The organism is Bacillus sp. FJAT-47783 (assembly GCF_022808615.1).
Classification (GTDB): domain Bacteria; phylum Bacillota; class Bacilli; order Bacillales; family Aeribacillaceae; genus Bacillus_BZ.
On record NZ_JAKZKS010000012.1, the window covers coordinates 21197 to 40544 of the forward strand.

General features: G+C 37.3%; 16 protein-coding genes. 6 read left to right on the forward strand and 10 right to left on the reverse strand.

The features are described 5' to 3' along the window. Positions 1–626 precede the first annotated feature (626 nt). From MLD65_RS10310 to MLD65_RS10320, 3 genes are all read right to left on the reverse strand, one after another. Positions 627–938, reverse strand: a complete 312-nt coding sequence (locus MLD65_RS10310) for a hypothetical protein (protein ID WP_243291787.1) — start codon at positions 936–938, stop codon at positions 627–629. A 135-nt stretch (positions 939–1073) separates the two neighbouring features. After that, positions 1074–2357 carry an acetyl-CoA hydrolase/transferase family protein gene (locus MLD65_RS10315; RefSeq protein ID WP_243291788.1) on the reverse strand — a complete coding sequence of 428 codons (1284 nt, stop codon included), beginning with the start codon at positions 2355–2357 and terminating at the stop codon, positions 1074–1076. A gap of 325 nt (positions 2358–2682) precedes the next feature. Then, positions 2683–4158, reverse strand: coding sequence for a protein adenylyltransferase SelO (locus MLD65_RS10320; RefSeq protein WP_243291789.1), 1476 nt, complete (start codon positions 4156–4158; stop codon positions 2683–2685). Positions 4159–4868: 710 nt separating this feature from the next. On the opposite strand from MLD65_RS10320, the gene MLD65_RS10325 reads away from it, so the two are divergent. Further along, positions 4869–6416 (forward strand): multicopper oxidase family protein, encoded by a 1548-nt coding sequence (locus tag MLD65_RS10325; protein ID WP_243291790.1) that lies wholly within the window; start codon positions 4869–4871, stop codon positions 6414–6416. Positions 6417–6514: 98 nt separating this feature from the next. Here MLD65_RS10325 and MLD65_RS10330 read toward each other — a convergent pair whose 3' ends face one another. Then, positions 6515–8017: a malate:quinone oxidoreductase gene (locus tag MLD65_RS10330; protein WP_243291791.1), complete on the reverse strand. Its 1503-nt coding sequence runs from the start codon at positions 8015–8017 to the stop codon at positions 6515–6517. A 529-nt stretch (positions 8018–8546) separates the two neighbouring features. On the opposite strand from MLD65_RS10330, the gene MLD65_RS10335 reads away from it, so the two are divergent. Then, entirely contained in the window at positions 8547–9326 is a 780-nt protein-coding gene (locus MLD65_RS10335; protein ID WP_243291792.1) for an ABC transporter ATP-binding protein, read from the forward strand. 2 nt (positions 9327–9328) lie between these two features. After that, positions 9329–10972, forward strand: coding sequence for a hypothetical protein (locus tag MLD65_RS10340; RefSeq protein ID WP_243291793.1), 1644 nt, complete (start codon positions 9329–9331; stop codon positions 10970–10972). Between the two features lie 191 nt (positions 10973–11163). On the opposite strand, the gene MLD65_RS10345 is transcribed toward MLD65_RS10340, so the two are convergent. Next, a complete protein-coding gene (locus tag MLD65_RS10345) occupies positions 11164–11529 on the reverse strand; it encodes a hypothetical protein (RefSeq protein WP_243291794.1) in 366 nt (121 codons plus the stop codon). A gap of 219 nt (positions 11530–11748) precedes the next feature. Continuing rightward, positions 11749–13377, reverse strand: a complete 1629-nt coding sequence (locus tag MLD65_RS10350; protein ID WP_243291795.1) for a putative polysaccharide biosynthesis protein — start codon at positions 13375–13377, stop codon at positions 11749–11751. Positions 13378–13682: 305 nt separating this feature from the next. On the opposite strand from MLD65_RS10350, the gene MLD65_RS18270 reads away from it, so the two are divergent. The 3 genes from MLD65_RS18270 (at position 13683) to MLD65_RS18280 (ending at position 14378) form a co-directional block, all read left to right on the forward strand. Further along, entirely contained in the window at positions 13683–13808 is a 126-nt protein-coding gene (locus tag MLD65_RS18270; protein ID WP_347709287.1) for a hypothetical protein, read from the forward strand. Beyond that, on the forward strand, positions 13801–14073 hold the full coding sequence (locus MLD65_RS18275) for a class I SAM-dependent methyltransferase (protein ID WP_347709290.1): 273 nt from the start codon (positions 13801–13803) through the stop codon (positions 14071–14073). The genes MLD65_RS18270 and MLD65_RS18275 overlap by 8 nt, the downstream gene beginning before the upstream one ends. A gap of 134 nt (positions 14074–14207) precedes the next feature. After that, entirely contained in the window at positions 14208–14378 is a 171-nt protein-coding gene (locus MLD65_RS18280; protein WP_347709288.1) for a hypothetical protein, read from the forward strand. A gap of 299 nt (positions 14379–14677) precedes the next feature. Here the strand turns inward: MLD65_RS18280 and MLD65_RS10360 are convergent, their stop codons facing one another. The 4 genes from MLD65_RS10360 to MLD65_RS10375 are packed head-to-tail and all read right to left on the reverse strand — an operon-like array spanning position 14678 to position 19344. Then, positions 14678–16135 carry an aldehyde dehydrogenase family protein gene (locus MLD65_RS10360; protein WP_243291796.1) on the reverse strand — a complete coding sequence of 486 codons (1458 nt, stop codon included), beginning with the start codon at positions 16133–16135 and terminating at the stop codon, positions 14678–14680. Positions 16136–16138: 3 nt separating this feature from the next. Next, a complete protein-coding gene (locus MLD65_RS10365) occupies positions 16139–16879 on the reverse strand; it encodes an SDR family NAD(P)-dependent oxidoreductase (RefSeq protein WP_243291797.1) in 741 nt (246 codons plus the stop codon). A 3-nt stretch (positions 16880–16882) separates the two neighbouring features. Next, on the reverse strand, positions 16883–17971 hold the full coding sequence (locus MLD65_RS10370) for a tartrate dehydrogenase (protein WP_243291798.1): 1089 nt from the start codon (positions 17969–17971) through the stop codon (positions 16883–16885). After that, positions 17968–19344 (reverse strand): FAD-binding oxidoreductase, encoded by a 1377-nt coding sequence (locus MLD65_RS10375; RefSeq protein ID WP_243291799.1) that lies wholly within the window; start codon positions 19342–19344, stop codon positions 17968–17970. Before MLD65_RS10375 ends, MLD65_RS10370 begins: the two co-directional genes overlap by 4 nt. Positions 19345–19348 lie beyond the last annotated feature (4 nt).

Below are 19348 nucleotides of genomic sequence, written 5' to 3' on the forward strand. Positions count from 1 at the left end.
TAGCAAAGAATCGAATATTTTCCTTTCTAATTCCTTAAGTTATAAGCTGAAAAACGCATTAAAAAGAAAGAGGTAACGAGAATAACTAATAAGAGAATTGTCTATATTTAATCATTTATAGTCTCCTCCAAAGAAAAAACCACTACCCGTTTAAAAAGTTTTAAATTGAGGTGTGGTTTGTAAAGATTCCTACTGCGTGACCAAGGTAATGATAAAGTCGGAAAAAAACATATTTTGGTGTTAATCGTTTATTGACCTAATATCTCCAAATAATTGTTGATTCGTCAAACATAGAGTACGAACTTCATCTTAATAGATATTACTTTGATGTTCATAAACGTTTTCTAACTCATTTCTACCAATTTGTCCTTCCGCTATTCTAATTGATTTACACACGAACTATTTGGGTATCGTAAGCAAAGTCTACATTCATATCAGAACCTTTTAATTTCACTTCTAATTCTTTCAGTTCGCTAAAACTTAATCCATTAAGCTCTATATTCTCATTGGCACCCAGACCATGTAATGGGTAGGAGAATTATCGAACAAACTTGGAGATATTGAGTAGTGCAAAAACACAGACCTCTATTTGAGGTCTGTGCAGTGTATTAATTCGAAACTACAAGTTAGTTTTTAGTCTTAAACAGAAATAAAACCCACCATACTAATAAGAACAAATAACCAATAATTGAGATAATAGACCAAATAGCCCCCTGTTGTAATTGACTCACTAAATGTTCAAGTTCATGCATTCCTTCTGGTCTTCCGATGCTATTTATCAGGCTAATTATTGGAATGGTTACAGTGAATGCAATGGCTACTATGGACAAAATATTCCGTTTCTTCTTTATAAAACTAAATATGGCAGTTCCTAATGTTGTAAACAAAAACAAGTAATATATTGCCCAAAACCAATTAGGTAGAGTTTCCCAATACATTTTTCCGCTCCTGAATGTTTAAAATTCCCATTCTCAACAACTATAAACATAGAAAGATTTCTTTTTTTTTACAAAATAACCTCTCATTAATTTCTATCAACCTATAAATCATGTGGATTGATCATTTTTAAGGATTTAGAGAAGATATCCCATCTCTTTCGCTTTAAATTTAAGCTCTTCTCTAAATTTTGGATGAGCAATACGGATAAGCTCTTTTGTACGTTCGCGGATCGCTTTTCCACGAAGTTTTGCAACACCGTACTCTGTAACAACATAGTCGATATCGTTCTTTGATGTCGAGACGGGTGTTCCAGCTGCTAAAGTTGGGACAATTTTAGAAATTTCATCATTTTTCGCGGTAGAATGTAAACAAATAATGCTTCTTCCCTCTTTGGCAAGGCGCGCACCTATCCCAAAATCTGATTGCCCACCTGTTGAGGACCAATATAGGTTACCGACTTTTTCTGAATTGCATTGACCAAGAAAATCGACTTCTACCGTTGCGTTAATGGCAACGATTTTCTCGTCATGTGCAATTTCTGTAATATGGTTACTTTTATGGACAGGAAGCATGTAAATGTCTTTATTTTCATGTAAGTAATCATAAAGACGTTTTGTACCAAACGCAAAAGTACCTGTCGTCTTCCCTTGATATTTTTTTCTCGAAAGATTGCTAATCGCACCGCTTTCAATCAGATCAACAATTTTATTTGGAATCATTTCCGTAGCAATACTTAAGTTTCGATGGTTTTTCAAAAAATCCATTACCGCATTTGGAATCGCACCAAAACCAATTTGAATGATGTCACCGTTATTAATTAATTGTGCAATATAGCTTCCGATCTTTTCATCCTTTTCTGTAATAACAGGATCAGCGATTTCAGGAAGAGGCTGATTATTTTCAACAATCGCTGTTATGTCATCAATGTGGATTTGGTTCTCCCCATATGTACGCGGCATCTGCTCATTTACTTCTAGTAATATCGTCTTGGCCGTCTCCAACATCGGAGCGGTGTAATCACAGTTCGTGCCAAGTGAAAAATACCCTTGATCATCCATCGGTGACACCGTTGCAAGAATTGCCGGTTCATTCGTAATTTCACTTAAAATTATTGGAACATCCGAAAAGTGGTTTGGCAGCAAATCGATTTGCCCAGCTTGAAACGCTCTTCTTTCATCTTTTCCTAGAAACATTGAGATGATTTTCAACCGATTTTCTTCAATTTCCATGACAGGTTTAGATGATAACATTTGAAACAAACGATTATTACGAAGACCTTCATGATGAGGAAGGGCTTCCATTAATGCTGGAGGTTCTCCTGTAATAATAGGGGTAATAATATCTTGACCTGGTTTAATCATTTCTACAGCTTGTGCAGCTTTCATCAATTTTTGTTCATATTTTCTTTGTAACGTCATCTTACTCCACTCCCTTGTTTGCTTATCTTAGAAAATTTGCTGTTTCAATCCCCCCATATGCTTGATTCAGCACTTACATCTCATTTTCCTGCTTTTCCTCTATATAAATGATTTTCAATATCCGATATCAAATAGATGTACCCTTTCATCCCTGTTCTTTTTTTGAGTAAAAGCCAAGCATATCTCTAAACGAATTGATATTCCATACAATAAAAAAGCATTCAACCTTCGAGAAGTTGAATGCCAGAAATGATTCACAGTATTTTGTCGATAAAACATAGATAGCTGTATTTTCTTTTTTAAAAGTTTTAGATGAGTCACTTAATCATGTCCCACAATACGTTCGGTATGGACGAGATGATGGCGGAGCTGGTGTACAGTAATCAGCTTGTTCTGGTGAGTGCGCGAATGGTCTCGAAAGAACATCAAGAAGGCGCTCCATCACAATGTAGTCCCCTTGGTTCACTGCGGCTTCTAATGCTTCTTCTACCCGATGGTTTCGGGGAATTACTGCTGGATTGCTGTTTAGCATTAACTGATGCGAGTCGTCTTTCGATTCCTGCTGTCTTTCGAGTCTCGCCTGCCACCGCTCATTCCACTCTGCGAATTCTCGGGTTTTAAACAGATCCGTATCCTCTTTAAGATCAAAAGTTAATGCACGGAATGTATTCGTAAAGTCCGCACGATAATTCTTCATCATACTGAGAAGGGCTTCAATAAGGGCTTCATCTTGTTTCTCTTCATTAAATATTCCCAGTTTCGCTCTCATTCCTGCGAGCCAATGAGCATGGTATAACTTAGGATATTGTGAAATCGCATCCTGGGCTAGTTTGACTGCCTCATCCTGATCGTCATGCAATAACGGCAATAAAGTTTCGGCAAATCGTGCAAGGTTCCACCCGCCAATACTCGGTTGATTACCGTATGCATACCTACCTTGAATGTCAATGGAACTAAAAACTGTTGCCGGGTCATAAGTATCCATGAAAGCGCAAGGACCATAATCAATGGTTTCCCCACTAATCGTCATGTTGTCAGTGTTCATGACCCCATGGATAAAGCCAACGAGTTGCCACTTAGCAATTAACCTGGCTTGACGTTCGATTACTTTTTCAAGAAGCGAAAGATATCGACTTTCATCTGTTTCAATGTCTGGATAATGACGCTTTATTGTATAGTCAGCCAAAGCTTGGAGCTCTTCGGGATTGCACCAATTTGCAACATATTGAAAAGTACCAACACGTAGATGGCTAGCAGCGACACGGGTGAGAATGGCACCAGGCAGTTCGGTTTCGCGAATGATGGACTCACCCGTTGTCACTACTGCTAAGCTGCGAGTTGTAGGAATACCGAGCGCATGCATCGCTTCACTAATGATGTATTCTCGTAGCATCGGTCCAAGTGCTGCTCGTCCATCACCTCCGCGCGAGTATGGCGTTCTACCAGAACCTTTTAGTTGAATATCAACCCGCTCACCAGAGGGGGTAATTTGCTCGCCAAGAAGCAGAGCCCGTCCGTCTCCTAACATGTTAAAATGACCAAACTGATGCCCCGCGTAAGCTTGGGCAAGAGGAAAAGCTCCTTCGGGAATCCCGTTTCCAGCAAGCACCGCTACCCCTTCTTCACTTTTAAGCTCCTGAATATTTAGCCCAAGAGATGTTGCCAACGAATCATTCAAAATGATTAACTTCGGTGAACGTACAGGAGTTGGAGTAAGACTTGAAAAAAATGATTTCGGCAGGCGGGCATAACTGTTATCAAAGTTCCATCCTGTCTCTATTAACTCTTTTTTGTTTGCCATCGTATCTCCTTTCTTTTCTTGCCTTCTTTCTATGCTAACAAAAATATGTATTTATTCTCCATTTCAAGATATCGTATTCGTTATAGTTTCTACTTGATATCGACATTTTAGTCTTTTGTTTCTTTAAAAAACATTCCGTGAAGAAAAGATATACCTAAAGATAAACCTAGAGGAGTACCCAAATCATAAACATCCATTTCCGAAGATCGAAATATAGCGTTTAAAAAATATGTCGTTGCACTGAAGAAAATAAACATCGTTATAAACTGCAATATTATTTTTTTCATTTCCGTTGCATTTAATTTTCTAAAACGCTGAATAGTTAGAAAAATTAAATATAACGAAAATAAATCACATAACCCTTAACAAATAGATAAGAGAAATCATGATCAATATTGTTATACACAATAAACAACATAACGACCGTTGTTACTATAAATATCGTAAAGAGAATTAAGTTTAAGAGAATATTTTTCTTCATATTTTTCACCATTTTAAAATATTATGTTTTTGATTAATCTAGAATACAACAAATTTATTAATTGGTAAATAGTGTATTGACATTGAAATTTCCATTTTTATCTCTTTTTTGTCCAATTAAATGATTTTACAACTTGAACATATTGTTTCATTCATTATAATTATAAAAAATCAATCGTGTACATTGATGCACACTTATAAGGGGAAATATGGATGAATGGGGGCATAAAATGAAAAGAGGGGTCATGCTCGAAAAATTTGTAGATCGATTGCCGTACTTACAAACAGCTCTTCCTAAAACACGGGTTAATGGTGAGCCGTATTATGAGGTAATCATGAGAGAAAATAGGCAAAAGCTACATCGTGATTTACCACCAACAAAAATTTGGGGATATAATGGTCACTTTCCAGGGCCGACTTTTAAAGTGTGGTGTCATCAGCCCATTCGTGTTCTATGGAAAAATGAATTACCACTTCGGCACTTTCTTCCAATTGATACAACCGTTCACGGTGCTGAAAAAGATAAGCCGGAGGTACGAACGGTCGTTCATCTTCATGGTGGGGTAACCCCAGATATAAGCGATGGCTATCCTGAAGCATGGTTTACGAATGGATTTAACAAAGTAGGCCCCTACTTTACAAATCAACTTTACATTTATCCAAATCAACAAAGTGCCTCAACGCTTTGGTATCATGACCATGCAGTGGGAATTACTCGCTTAAACATTTATGCTGGGCTGGCTGGTTTTTATATTATTCATGATGAACATGAACAATCTCTCGGCCTACCAAGTGGACAATACGATATACCATTGCTCATCCAAGATCGTACTTTCCATTCAGATGGATCTCTTTTCTATCCTTCACAACCAGATCCACCAGTTTCAGGCGTTGATCCTTCCGTTCTTCCTGATTTTTTCGGCGAAGCTATACTTGTCAACGGCAAGGTTTGGCCGTTTTTAGAAGTAGAGCCAAGACGCTATCGCTTTCGGATACTAAATGGTTCTAATGCCCGTTTTTACCGACTTTCTTTAACTAATGGATTACCTTTTATACAAATTGGTTCAGACCAAGGGCTTTTACAAACTCCTATTAAGGTTCCTAAGTTATTACTCGCCCCTGCTGAACGAGCAGATGTCATTCTTGATTTTTCGTCCTTATTTGATGAAGAAATTATTATTAAAAATGATGCTGTCTCTCCTTTCCCACAAGGTGAGAGCCCAAATCCAAGTACGACAGGTAATGTCATGAAAATTCTTATTAATCAAAAGCCGAAAAGTCAAGATCAAAGCAAAATACCGGTCATTTTATCACATGTGCCAAAGCTTAAAGAAAGACATAACTATAGCAATAGAAAGCTGTTACTGAATATGAGACCAGATGAGTTTAAGCGTTCTATTCACTTATTAGATAATCGCTTATGGTCCGATCCGATTACTGAAATGCCTCGCTTGTGGAGTGTAGAAATTTGGAGTTTTATCAATGTGTCAAATGCTACTCATCCGATTCATTTACATTTAGTTCGATTTCAAATTCTTGACAGACAGCCTTTTGATGCCAAGTTGTACGAAAAAGAGGGTAAAATTGTTCCTACTGGTCTACGGAAAGCTCCGGAACTTAATGAACAAGGATGGAAGGACACTGTACGTGCAAATCCGAAAGAAATCACACGTATTATCGTTCCGTTCGGCCCTTATACTGGCTTATATGTCTGGCATTGTCACATTTTAGAACATGAAGATTATGAAATGATGCGACCTTATATGGTCATTCGATAAAAAAGGTACACTTACTCAAGAAGTGCACCCGATCGTTCAAATGTATTATGAAGAAACCTCTTGTTGCTCAAACTTTCCATATAATTTCTACGAAAAAATTAACTATAAGCCAGTTCTTTTTCGCTTAGGCAAAGCGTCTGTGCTGTTGATGTGTGAATTTCCTTGAAAAGCTCTGGGTTTTCCACTAATGAAACTCCATAAGAAGGAATCATTTCTTTTATTTTCGGTTCCCACTCTTTCATATGTTGTGGGAAGCATTTTTCTAATACTTCAAGCATCACGTGTACGGCAGTAGAAGCCCCTGGAGAAGCACCGAGCAATGCCGCTATCGAGCCATCAGCAGCACTAACAACTTCTGTTCCAAATTGAAGTGTTCCTTTGCCGCCAGTCTCTGTATCTTTTATAACTTGTACACGTTGGCCCGCTACCACGATATCCCAATCCTCACTTTTAGCATTCGGAATAAACTCGCATAATTCTTCTATGCGTTTTTCATTCGATAACATAACTTGCTGAATCAAATATTTTGTTAATGCCATCTCTTTTACGCCTGCCGCCAACATCGTAAGGACATTATTCGGTTTTACAGATCGAATTAAATCTAAATTTGAACCAGTTTTTAAGAACTTTGGTGAGAACCCTGCAAACGGTCCAAACAGCAACGATTTTTTGTTGTTAATATATCTTGTATCAAGATGCGGTACAGACATTGGAGGAGCACCAACTTTAGCTTTACCATATACTTTTGCATGATGCTGCTCTACCACTTCCGGATTGTTACATACCATAAAGAGTCCGCTTACCGGGAACCCTCCAATATGTTTTGACTCTGGGATACCGGTTTTTTGTAGTAAAGGTAAACTCCCTCCTCCAGCGCCAATAAAGACGAAGTTTGCAACATGACGCTCGACTTGACCACTATCGACATTTTTCACTTTCAACTCCCACGAGCCATCGTTAGTACGTTTAATATCCTCGACACTATGCTTGTAGTTAATCTCGACATTTTGACTCTTTAAATGGTCAAACAGCGTACGTGTTAAAGCACCAAAGTTTACATCCGTTCCTGAGTCGATTTTTGTTGCTGCTATCGGTTCATTCGATGTACGCCCTTCCATGATAAGCGGAATCCACTCCTTCAGCTTTTCAGGGTCATCGGAAAATTCCATCCCTTGAAACAGCGGATTTTTTGACAGCGCTTCAAAACGTTTTTTCAAATACGTTACATTTTTTTCCCCTTGTACAAAACTCATATGAGGTATTGGCATAATAAATTCCTGCGGATTACGAATCAGATTGCTGTTTACAAGATAAGACCAAAACTGTCTAGAAATCTGGAACTGTTCATTAATTTTAATTGCTTTACTAATCTCTATTGTTCCATCAGACTTTTCAGGTGTGTAGTTAAGCTCACACAATGCAGCATGACCCGTACCCGCGTTGTTCCATTCGTTAGAGCTTTCTTCCCCTGCGTTTGCTAGTTTTTCAAACACTTTAATTTCCCATTCGGGTACTAACTCTTTCAGTAATGATCCCAAAGTCGCACTCATAACACCAGCACCAATTAAAATAACGTCTGTTTTTTTCTGTATGTTGCTCATATTACCCTTCCTCATCCCCTATATTTGCAAAAAAGAGAGGCGCTCCTGCTTAGGAACACATCTTTTCTGTCTCAATTATAATCCTATCATATTTTATTATAATTATTTATAGTTTAAAATATCTACTATTTTCTGATTATTTCAGGCTGGTAATAAGATGAAAGGTTCTACCCTTAGCGGTAGATTCTCTATTGGGATATTTCATCCATACTACACTCATCGTATCATCAAACCCCATTCTTTTCCATTGTTTTCAAGGTGAATATCACGAGCTTATCTACAGGGAACTTTTGTTTTTGTTGTTTGATTTCATTGTTCTAAAAGGACGCATAACCAAGGCGATAAATTCAAAATACTCGTTCAAAATTTCGGGATGCCAAATATGCGACCCTTTCCCACAGGTATACAAAAAGAGAAAAAATAAAAGTGATTCACGGAATTTTTTTATTCCTTATTTAGTAAACAAAGGAGCTAATGTTACACTTGAAAAGGATTAAATGGAAATAATCTAGAAATGGGGATTAAGAAGATGGAAGAAGTTATATTAGAAATTAATGATTTGAAAAAGAATTATGGTTCCAAGTCTGTTTTGAATGGTGTATCTCTTCAAGTGAAAAGAGGAGAGATCATTGGTTATATTGGTCCAAACGGAGCAGGAAAAAGTACCACTGTGAAAATTATGCTTGGCATTGAAGATGACTATTCAGGTGAGGTCAAAATCTTCGATCATGATATTTCTGATGGGAATATAGAGTATAAAAGAAAGATCGGTTATGTGCCGGAAGTCGCCGAAATTTACGATAATTTAACTGGCCATGAATATTTAACGTTTATTGGCGAATTATATGGTCTCGATTTTAACCTCGCCGACTACAAAGCAAAAAGCCTAATGGAACTTTTCGGTATAGGTGAAGTCTATCATTCACGAATTTCCTCTTATTCTAAAGGAATGCGTCAAAAACTATTAATTATCTCGAGTTTATTGCATAATCCGGAACTTTTGTTTTTTGACGAACCAATCAATGGTTTGGATGCGAACAGTGTAATGATTTTTAAAGAAATTATGGCTCAACTTGCCGAACAAGGAAAAACGATTTTCTACTCGTCTCATATTATGGACGTGGTTGAAAAAATAAGCAGCCGCATCATTCTCCTGCATGACGGCAAAATTGCTGCAGACGGTACATTTGAAGAGTTAAAGCTGCAAAATACGAAAGGCTCACTTGAGCAGATTTTTAACCGACTTACGGGGTTTACTGAACATAAAGAACTTAGTGCAAGATTTGTTTCGATTGTAAAGGAGATGTAAGGATGCAGGATTATCGCACGCTCAAACTATTGGATCGTTTTGCGAAAATTTTTACAAGCTTTGGCGTAGATTACAAGATTATGAGAAGAATTTTACAAGTAAAGTTAACGATGGATGGACGGCGTGTGCCAACCATTTTCTCACAAAACGTTAATAAAAAAGGCAAGGAAAATAGCAATCAATACATAAAATCTTTATGGATTTACGTATTATTTGGTCTGTTTATGATTCCGATTTTACTTATGGGTGAAAATTATCTTTTCCAAATGAGTCTCTTCTATGGAATTTTCACCTTTTTTGTCATGTCTTCCATGATTTCCGATTTTTCCTCTGTTTTACTAGACATTCGGGATCGAAACATCATGTTTCCAAAACCCGTTGATCGAAAAACAATTAGCACTGCTAAAATGGTGCATGTTGTCATTTATTTATCTTTTCTTACGATAGCGCTTGTCGGAGTCCCTTTGATTGTTGGGCTTGTCAAAAATGGTCTCTTGTTTCTCCTTGTTTCAGTTGTAAACATCATCTTAATTGACCTATTGATCGTTGGGTTAACCACGCTTATCTATTTGTTTATTTTACGATTCTTTGATGGAGAAAAATTAAAAGATATCATTAACTTTGTCCAAATCGGGTTGTCACTTATGATCATGGTTGGGTATCAATTACTTATTCGCTCCTTTGAGTTAATTGACTTAACTATTTCGCTTGAACCACGTTGGTGGCAAGTATTTATCTTTCCGATGTGGTATGGAGCAAATATGGAAATGATAATGAAAGGTGCCTTTCAGCCGTTTTACGTTTTATTTTCAGCTTTAGGAATTCTAGTTCCTTTCCTATCCATTTGGATTTTTATGAAATTAAATTCTACTTTCGAGCAAAACCTGCAAAAACTTGCTTATCATGGGAAAGAAAAAGAACCGAAGCGTAGTAAATTTGGTCAATCTCTCCTTAGAATCATTTGTCGTTCACATGAGGAAAGAGCTTTTTTTCGATTTGCCAGTTCAATGATGAAAAATGAACGAGATTTTAAATTGAAGGTGTATCCATTTTTAGGTTTTTCAGTTGTTCTTCCGTTTATTTTTATTATCAATGTTTTGAATACCGACCTTGATCATCTATCCACTAGCAAAACGTATTTAACGATTTACTTTAGCTTAATCATAATCCCGACCATCATGATTCTCTTAAAGTATTCAGGAACATATAAGGGGGCGTGGATTTACAGAGTTGCCCCGATAAAACAACTAAAATGGGTGTTTAGCGGTACAATAAAGGCGTTTATTTTTAAATTATATTTACCAGTTTACTTGTTTTTAAGTGTACTATTTATTGTACTTTTTGGGGTGAAAATCCTTCCAGATCTTGTCGTTGTATTTTTTAATGCGTGTACATATGCTGTCATTTGCTTTATGATTCTAAAAAAATCCATCCCCTTTTCGGAGTCTTTTGACCAGTACAATCAAAACAGCAACGGTTCTATTGTATTCGGTTTAATGCTGCTTGTTGCATTATTTGCTGGCATACATTATTTCAGCACTTTGTATTCTTATGGAATCTATCTGTATTTAGTAATCACCATCATTTTTCTAGCTACTATTTGGAAACTAGCTTTCAATATTACTTGGGAAAAGATTCTTAAATAATTCAGTGAGAACAGATGCGATTTAAGTCCACCAATTAGTATTAAGACTCAAAACGCTGTTGAAGTAAAAATCAACAGCGTTTTCTATTGTCAATCTCTTGTGACAAAAGCCGCACATGTTTGCTTCCTCAGTATGATGGAAGTCTAGTAGGAAAATTCACGGCTAGCCCTTTTCTGGAATAGAAGGCATTATTAGAAATCAATCTGTTCTTTAATATAATCAGCATCATCTTTATTGATTTTAAAGTAGTCTACCTGGTTCCAACTCTCCCCAGAACGAATTCCAATTATGGCACCTTCATCCTCAAACCATAACCTAGAATCAATTAACCCTGTCGACTGTTTCGGACTATTTATTGAAATATGAACATCTGGTTTTCCTAACTCTTTATTTGCATCAAATATTTTTTCTTTATTTAGATAAATCATCATAAAATTATCAACTATTCCTTGGCTTTCCGTATCCGTAATTACTTTTTTTATATCAATTTGCCCAACGTTCTCATTGTCATCATATCCTATCCATATTTCTCTGGAAGCCTCATTAGAGTTTATCATGCCCGTTACGTAACCAGCCCCAAAAATGATTAGGCTTAGTGCAATAACACTTATTACTTTTAATTTGATGATAACACATCCCCTTTATATAGAAGATCTCCCCTTTATTTTTCATCTCCTATAATTGCTGAATGACATCTTCTTCAATTGTGTCGATTATGTTCCTTAAGAATTTTGTCAGCTTACCATAAAGGAATCATCCAGTCAAAAAATAAGATCCTACTTTTCATTCCTCTGATAATCCATCTTTTTTCTCCTATTTAGGACATCCTTCATTATTTGCGTTTTCATACCGATTCCTAAGTAAACGAACAGACCCGTTGTGATACACACTAACGATGTTAGTACAGCTGAATAATATTCACTTATTCTTCCTGATATGCTTGTGTCCATAAAAAAATTCATAAACAAAACTGAAAATGCCATTACTAATCCTAGTCCAACGCTTTGTAATAATGATTTAATCAAAGGGAAAAATTCATACTGAATCGTCTTCTTAATCAAAACCATATTAAATATGACTGAAACAGAAAATCCTCCATATGTTGCTAAAACAGGAGCAACTTCTTTAAAACTAGAAACAAGCACAACGTTTAAAATCATTTTTACGATTACACCTAAAGCAACTCCTATTATCACCTTCTTTTGCTCATTTATTCCTTGTAGTATTGCAGCTGTAACGGTAAATAAAGCAAACACAATAGTTGCAAGCGCATACCATTGTAAAATGGTACCACCTACTTCATCGTTATTTTTCAGTCCAAAAATCATGGTGTAGATGGGTTTCCCCAAAAGGGATAATCCAATTCCAGCCGGTAAGGTAAAAAACACTAATATTTGAATCGTTTTCGTTATTTTCCGATGAACTTCTCGTATGTTACCAGTAACAAAGGATGTTGTAATTCCAGGAATTAAAGACATGCCAAATGCTGTTGCTAATGAAACAGGAACCATGACCAATATTTGAGCAAGTCCAATCACTGAATTAATGACCTCAGCTTCATCTAGCTGATAACCAATAGATTGAAACAGTTTATTTATGGTGAATGTATCAATGTTTTGATAAATCGGGATTGTAAGGCCAACAATAACGAAGGGTATGGCATAACTTATTAACTCCTTTAACATGGGAATAACATGAATTTTTTCTTTTATTGGACTTTCATTCATTTGTTTCCGTATCAATTCTCTTCTCTTGACGTACACACTTAACAAAACGACTAAACCTGCTGCACCGCCAATAAAAGCACCAAATGTAGCAATCCCTACTGCTTTTGTAATCGTGCTATGAAAAATATGTATCGCTATAAATCCACCTAGTAAGATAAAAATGATGCGAACAATCTGTTCGATAACGGTACTTAGAGCCGATGGGCCCATCGATTGACTTCCTTGAAAATAGCCTCTTAGAAGGCTCATTGGCGGAACAATTAATAGAGCAAAACTAACCATGCGGATGACAAACGTCACATCTTGTTGCGAATTTCCAGTTACATCATGAGGATCTATTAAAATTTTTGATAAAAATGGCGCTAACGAATACAATGCTCCAAACGATAGAAACCCCGTGACCACCATTAAAATGAATCCTACCTTTAATAAGTCGAGTCCTACTCTATAATTACCTAAACCATTGTATTTCGAAACAAATTTTGAAACAGCTAAAGGAAGTCCTATTGTCGAAAGGCTAAGGATGATCGTATATGGACCATACGCATACTTGTAAAGAGCATACCCAGAAGTCCCTACTAAGGCAGTGAAAGGAATTATATAAATAAAACCTAGTATTTTTGAAATAAAGGATGCAGCAGTGAGAAAAAATGTTCCTCTAATCAAACTATTTTCCAATTATAAACATCTCCAATTTCCTTCATTGTCCATTATATTATCATAGCGATAGTCATTGTTTTTGTATAGTGTTAGAAATAATCAACATTTCATAGGAATTGGAAATAGGAGAAAGATAGTTAAAAGGCCAGTTATAGTTATACAAATTGGGGAGGTACTCCTTTTTTCCTGTCTTAGAAAGCTTGATAAATAAAACTACGTATAATGAAATTTATTTAGCTTTGAATTTTCACACTTTATTTAATATTCATTATAATCTCTATCATTTATAATTGATTTACACCGTTATATGGGGGAGATTTTATATGAATCATATACAGAGTGTGCAGGATAATTGGGATGCGAATTTATATGATAACAACCATTCATTTGTTTCAAGATTTGGACATGATATATTCGCCTTATTAGAAGAGAGGCGAAACGATCCTTGACCTTGGTTGTGGAACAGGAGATTTAGCCAATAAATTACATAACCTTGGCACCCATGTTATAGGTATTGATAAATCCGAAAATATGATACATCAAGCAAGGAGAAAGTATCCACATATAAACTTTATGATTTATGATGTTTTAGACATAGAATTTACAGACGAATTTGACGCAGTTTTCTCAAATGCAACACTTCACTGGGTTAAATCTCCCAAACAAGCACTAAATCGAATTTTTACTTTTTTAAAACCAAAGGGAGATTTGTAGCAGAATTCGGAGGTAAAGGGAACGTTCAAACAATAACGGATGAAATTATTACTCAATTCAAACAAGAAGGATATAAGTATGATTCGGATCAATTTCCGTTTTATTTTCCAACCATTGGGGAGTATTCGACACTGATGGAAGAAATAGGTTTTAACGTGACATTTGCACACCATTTTGATAGACCAACACCTTTAAGCGGCGATAACGGTTTAAAAAATTGGATTGAAATGTTCACAAGTAGTATGTTTGAAGGTATACCCGAAACTAGAAAAGAGCAAATCATAGCAAATGTAGAAAATAACTAGAAAGAAAAGTTATATAAAAATGGGTGTTGGATGGCTGATTATAAGAGAATTCGTGTAATGGAACAAAATTAACCAAAAGAGCCTATTCTCTAATATGTAAAAGGGGTGTCTCTATGCCGAATATTCGACTTGTGAGACAGCCCAATCTTATAGTGTCTTTTCTCTAAAAGCTGTAGAGAGTTAATTGTCGCCTCATTTATTCGATGAACTGACCAAACATCAATATTTATCATTTTATTCTCGTAGTACTTTTAAAAAGCTTTAACATAATAAGATTATCTATTGCAAAAATAGTCTCATCAATATTTTAAAGCAACGTTTTTCACTTGCGTATAATTCTGTATTGCCTCGAGTCCTTTTTCTCTGCCAAATCCACTCTTTTTATAGCCTCCGAATGGCTGTGTAATGCCCCCACCCGCGCCGTAATGGTTGATGAAAACTTGGCCACACTGAAGTTGGCTAGCGACTCTGTGAGCGCGGCCAGCGTTTTCGGTCCATACACCTGCAACAAGTCCGTACGGGGTACCATTTGCTATTTGAATCGCTTCTTCCTCCGATTCAAATATACTTACAGTTAAAACTGGACCAAAAATTTCTTCTTGGGCAAGATGATGAGTTGGCGGAACATTATCGAAGATCGTTGGTAGCAAGTAGTAGCCTTGTTCACAGCCCTCAACACACACACGCTCTCCACCAGTGGCAATTTGGATACCATCCTGCTTTGCAAGGTCTATAAAACCTTGGATTCTTTCAAATTGTTTCCTTGATAATACTGGACCTAGATCATGATTATCGATTCCCGGTCCAATCGAAAGCTTCTCCATTGCCTCAGCCAGTTTCTTGACGAATTCATCCTTTATCGATTGTTCAATGACGAGTCGTGATCCTGCAGAACAAGTCTGACCGGCATTTTGAATGATAGAACGCATCACCCAGTTCAATGCATTTTCCTCATTACAATCTGTAAACACGATATTAGGGGACTTGCCCCCAAGCTCAAGTGTCACAGGAACAATATTTTTTGCGGCTGCTTGCATTACGGTCTTCCCTGTCTCTACTGAACCGGTAAACGTAATGTGATTAATACCTGCATGGGCAGAGAGTGCCGCTCCTGCTTCATAGCCATAACCTGTAACAACATTTAGGATCCCCTTCGGTAATGATAATGCCTCTAATAATTCAACAAGCTTTAACGTCGATAATGGGGTGTCTTCAGCAGGTTTTAAAACGGCTGCATTACCAGTCGCAATCGACACGGATATACTCCGAGCCGCTATTTGCAACGGGTAATTCCATGGGATAATATGACCGACAATTCCAATTGGCTCCCGGACTGTGTAATCAATAATTCCATTTTCAACCGGAATCGTTTCGCCCATAATCTTATCAGCAATACCTGCGTAAAATTCAAAATATCGCGCTGCAATTTCTACATCTGTCTCAGCTTGAATGAGAGGTTTCCCAACATCCAATGTCTCTAATCTTGCCAACTCTTCCTTATTCTCTCGAATGATTTCCGCTGCTTTAAAAAGAAGTTTCCCCCGATGATACGGCTCTAGTTCCAGCCATTCTCGAGAGTGAAATGCTTTCTTCGCAGCTTTAACCGCTAAATCAATTTCTTCCTTTCCCCCTCGAGGGACAAACGCAATCACAGAACCGTCTGCTGGATTCTTTACTTCAATTAATTTCTCTTGATCTGGAACTATCCATTCACCGTCAATATAAAGGCCTTGAATCTTTACTTCGATTGCTTTCACTCTTTAAATCCCCCTTCCGCCATCAACATTTAATACGGAACCTGTTACTATGGCAGCCTCTTTTGAGCATAAATATACAAGTGAGTTGGCGATATCCATCGGTTTAATCAGCCTTCCTAGTGGAACACTCTTCTTAAAAATAGTCTCCTTGGTTGTTTTGATATCTCCATCTTTGGAAGTAAATTGACCGAGCATATTCGTATCTGCGGGACCTGGGTTTACAACATTTACGCGAATTCCGTATTCAGCAAGTTCAATAGCTAGAGCTTGTGAGAAGGAAACAGCCGCTCCTTTTGATGCGATATAGGCATTTAACCCTGGGCGAGGTCTTACCATAGAGATTGATGCAACATTCACAATAACTCCCTCACCTTGTTTTTTCATATATGAAGCTGCTTCACGACAAGTGAGAAAAAGAGAGGTTGCGTTAACACTCATAATCTTCTCCCAATCTGCCAAACTCACTTCTTCTATCGGTGTTGCCGGTTGAGCAATACCTGCAATATTCACAAGCCCATCGATGTGGCCAAATTTACAATTTGCTTCTGAAAAAACTTTTGCTACATCGTATTCCTTTGTTAAGTCCGCTGCAATCGGGTAAAACCTTTCATTGCTCTCCAATCCTTCAATATTCAAATCAACCGCTGCTACATAAGCACCTTCCTCTAAAAAACGTTTTACTGTTTCTTTCCCCATTCCACCTTTAGCTCCCGTAACAACAAACACTTTATCCCGTAATCTCATTTATTATAAACCTTCCTTCCCTATCATTATGTCTTGTACAGCTTCACAAATGGCAAAACCCATTTCGCTTGTTGTTGAAGTTCCACCGAGGTCCGGTGTCCGTACTTCGTTTTTCGTCAAGACTTGTTCAATAGATTCCACTACAACTTTCGCTAAATCTTCTCTTCCTAAGTGTTCTAGCATAAGCGCTGCTGACCAAATTTGAGCAACCGGGTTAGCAATACCTTTACCTGCAATATCAGGCGCCGATCCATGAACAGGTTCAAACATAGACGGGAATTCCCCTTCAGGATTTAAATTGGCCGATGGAGATAACCCAAGCCCTCCTACAACAGCAGAACCTAAATCACTTAAAATATCACCAAAAAGATTAGATGCCACAACCACCTCAAAATCTTTCGGCTTTGATACAAAAAAGGCCGCAAGTGCATCAATATAATAGCTTTCAAGCTTGATAGCAGGGAAATCCTCACTAACTTCTTGTACAACCTCATCCCAAAGTTTCATTGAATGGATAATAGCATTAGACTTTGTAGCACTTGTAACGGTTTCTTTTCCGTGCTTTTTTGCATAATTGAATGCGAAATTTGCTACTTTCTCCGTGCCGCTTCTTGTCATAATCGTATTTTGAACCGCTATTTCCCCTTCTAAGCCAGGATATAACCTCCCGCCACTATTGGAATATTCTCCTTCTGCGTTTTCACGAATAATAACAAAATCAATTGGTTCATCATACGCTAAAGGAGATGGTACCCCACGTAGTAATTTCACTGGACGAAAATTGATATATTGCTGAAACTGTTTTCGGATAGGCATAATAAGTTCCCAAATCGTTACCTCGTCAGGAACCCTATTATCTCCAATAGCGCCAAATAAAATGGCATCAAATTGCTTTAGCGTTTCCAATCCATTTTCAGGCATAATTTCTCCATGTTTCAAATAATACTCGCTACTCCAATCAAATGTCTCAAACTCCATTTCCAAAGAAGGATCCATTGTTTTTAGAAGCTCTAATACTTTGACTGCTTCATGAACGACCTCTTTACCAATTCCATCTCCAGGTAACACGGCTATACGATGACTTTTCGTCATTTATAAACACCTTCCATTTCCACGATTTTTCCAGGATTCAAAATATTATCAGGATCAAGCGATTTTTTAATCATTTTCATGATTGGCAGTGCTGTGCTTCGCTCTTCTTTTAAAAATTTCATTTTTCCAATCCCAATTCCATGTTCTCCTGTACATGTTCCTCTATGTTCGAGAGCAAATTTTACGACCTTTTCATTTAAGGCGTGAAATCGACTCATTTCATCTTCATCCTCCGTATCTAAACCAAAAACCGCATGAAAGTTTCCATCACCAACATGTCCTAAAAGAGCCCCATCAAGCTTGTATTCTTCTAATAATTTTCTTGTATACGCAATCGAAATCGCTAACTGTGAAATCGGTACACAAACATCTGTTGAAACTAGCTTTCGGTTCGGTTTTCTTTCTACAATTGCTAATGCAGCATGGTGACGCGCTTCCCAAAGCTGTGCACGTTTAATAGAGTCTTCTTCAAACTCAAATCGTTTCACACCGGCATCTTCTATTAATTCTTTAATTAATGAAATTCCTTGCTTTGTTGACTCCACGGTTCCGTTGTATTCCAAAAATAGAGTAGGAACCTCTTCAAATTCAGTACTTTTCGATTCATTTACAGCCCGAATCGTTGCTGAATCCACAAGCTCTATTTTTCCAATACCAACCCCTGACTGCAGGACGAGCTCTGCTGCCTTTCCTGCCTCTTCAACTGTTTCAAAGACGGCTTTTGCAACGACTGTTGCTTCTGGAATACCCGCAAGCTTAAGCGTTATTTCGGTAAAAACACCAAGTGTCCCTTCTGAACCAATCATTAGCTCTGTCAAATTATAACCAGCTGCAGACTTAATCGTTTCACCTCCAGTTGTGATGAGCGTACCATCCGCCATGACAACCTGAAGACCTAGTACATTATTCTTCATCGTTCCATATTTTACTGCATTCGTCCCACTCGCATTTGTCGCAGTCATGCCACCGATTGTCGCATCTGCCCCTGGATCTATAGGAAAAAACAACCCGTACTTTTTTAAATATTTATTTAACTGTGTTCTCGTCACACCTGGCTGAACTTTCACCACAAAATCTTCTGGGTAAACCGCAAGCACCTTATTCATTAATGTAAAATCAATGCTAATCCCACCTTTTAAAGGTACAAGGTGACCTTCAATACTGCTTCCTGCCCCAAAAGGTACGATAGGGACATGATTTTTCGCCGCATATTTGACGATTTCAACGACCTCTTTATCGTTTTTTGGAAACACGACGATATCTGGACTCTTCTTTGTGTGATAATCCATCCCTCCACTATGGTGTTTAAGCACCGTTTCATTTACACTCACACGTTCTGAATCCTTTAAGATGTTTAATAAATCTTGATACATGTTA

Bases quoted from the DNA above. Each gene is read 5' to 3' on its own strand.
- MLD65_RS10310 (WP_243291787.1), bottom strand. From the start codon at position 938: ATGTATTGGGAAACTCTACCTAATTGGTTTTGGGCAATATATTACTTG.
- MLD65_RS10315 (WP_243291788.1), bottom strand. From the start codon at position 2,357: ATGACGTTACAAAGAAAATATGAACAAAAATTGATGAAAGCTGCACAA.
- MLD65_RS10320 (WP_243291789.1), bottom strand. From the start codon at position 4,158: ATGGCAAACAAAAAAGAGTTAATAGAGACAGGATGGAACTTTGATAAC.
- MLD65_RS10325 (WP_243291790.1), top strand. From the start codon at position 4,869: ATGAAAAGAGGGGTCATGCTCGAAAAATTTGTAGATCGATTGCCGTAC.
- MLD65_RS10330 (WP_243291791.1), bottom strand. From the start codon at position 8,017: ATGAGCAACATACAGAAAAAAACAGACGTTATTTTAATTGGTGCTGGT.
- MLD65_RS10335 (WP_243291792.1), top strand. From the start codon at position 8,547: ATGGAAGAAGTTATATTAGAAATTAATGATTTGAAAAAGAATTATGGT.
- MLD65_RS10340 (WP_243291793.1), top strand. From the start codon at position 9,329: ATGCAGGATTATCGCACGCTCAAACTATTGGATCGTTTTGCGAAAATT.
- MLD65_RS10345 (WP_243291794.1), bottom strand. From the start codon at position 11,529: ATGATAAACTCTAATGAGGCTTCCAGAGAAATATGGATAGGATATGAT.
- MLD65_RS18270 (WP_347709287.1), top strand. From the start codon at position 13,683: ATGAATCATATACAGAGTGTGCAGGATAATTGGGATGCGAATTTATAT.
- MLD65_RS18280 (WP_347709288.1), top strand. From the start codon at position 14,208: ATGGAAGAAATAGGTTTTAACGTGACATTTGCACACCATTTTGATAGA.
- MLD65_RS10365 (WP_243291797.1), bottom strand. From the start codon at position 16,879: ATGAGATTACGGGATAAAGTGTTTGTTGTTACGGGAGCTAAAGGTGGA.
- MLD65_RS10370 (WP_243291798.1), bottom strand. From the start codon at position 17,971: ATGACGAAAAGTCATCGTATAGCCGTGTTACCTGGAGATGGAATTGGT.
- MLD65_RS10375 (WP_243291799.1), bottom strand. From the start codon at position 19,344: ATGTATCAAGATTTATTAAACATCTTAAAGGATTCAGAACGTGTGAGT.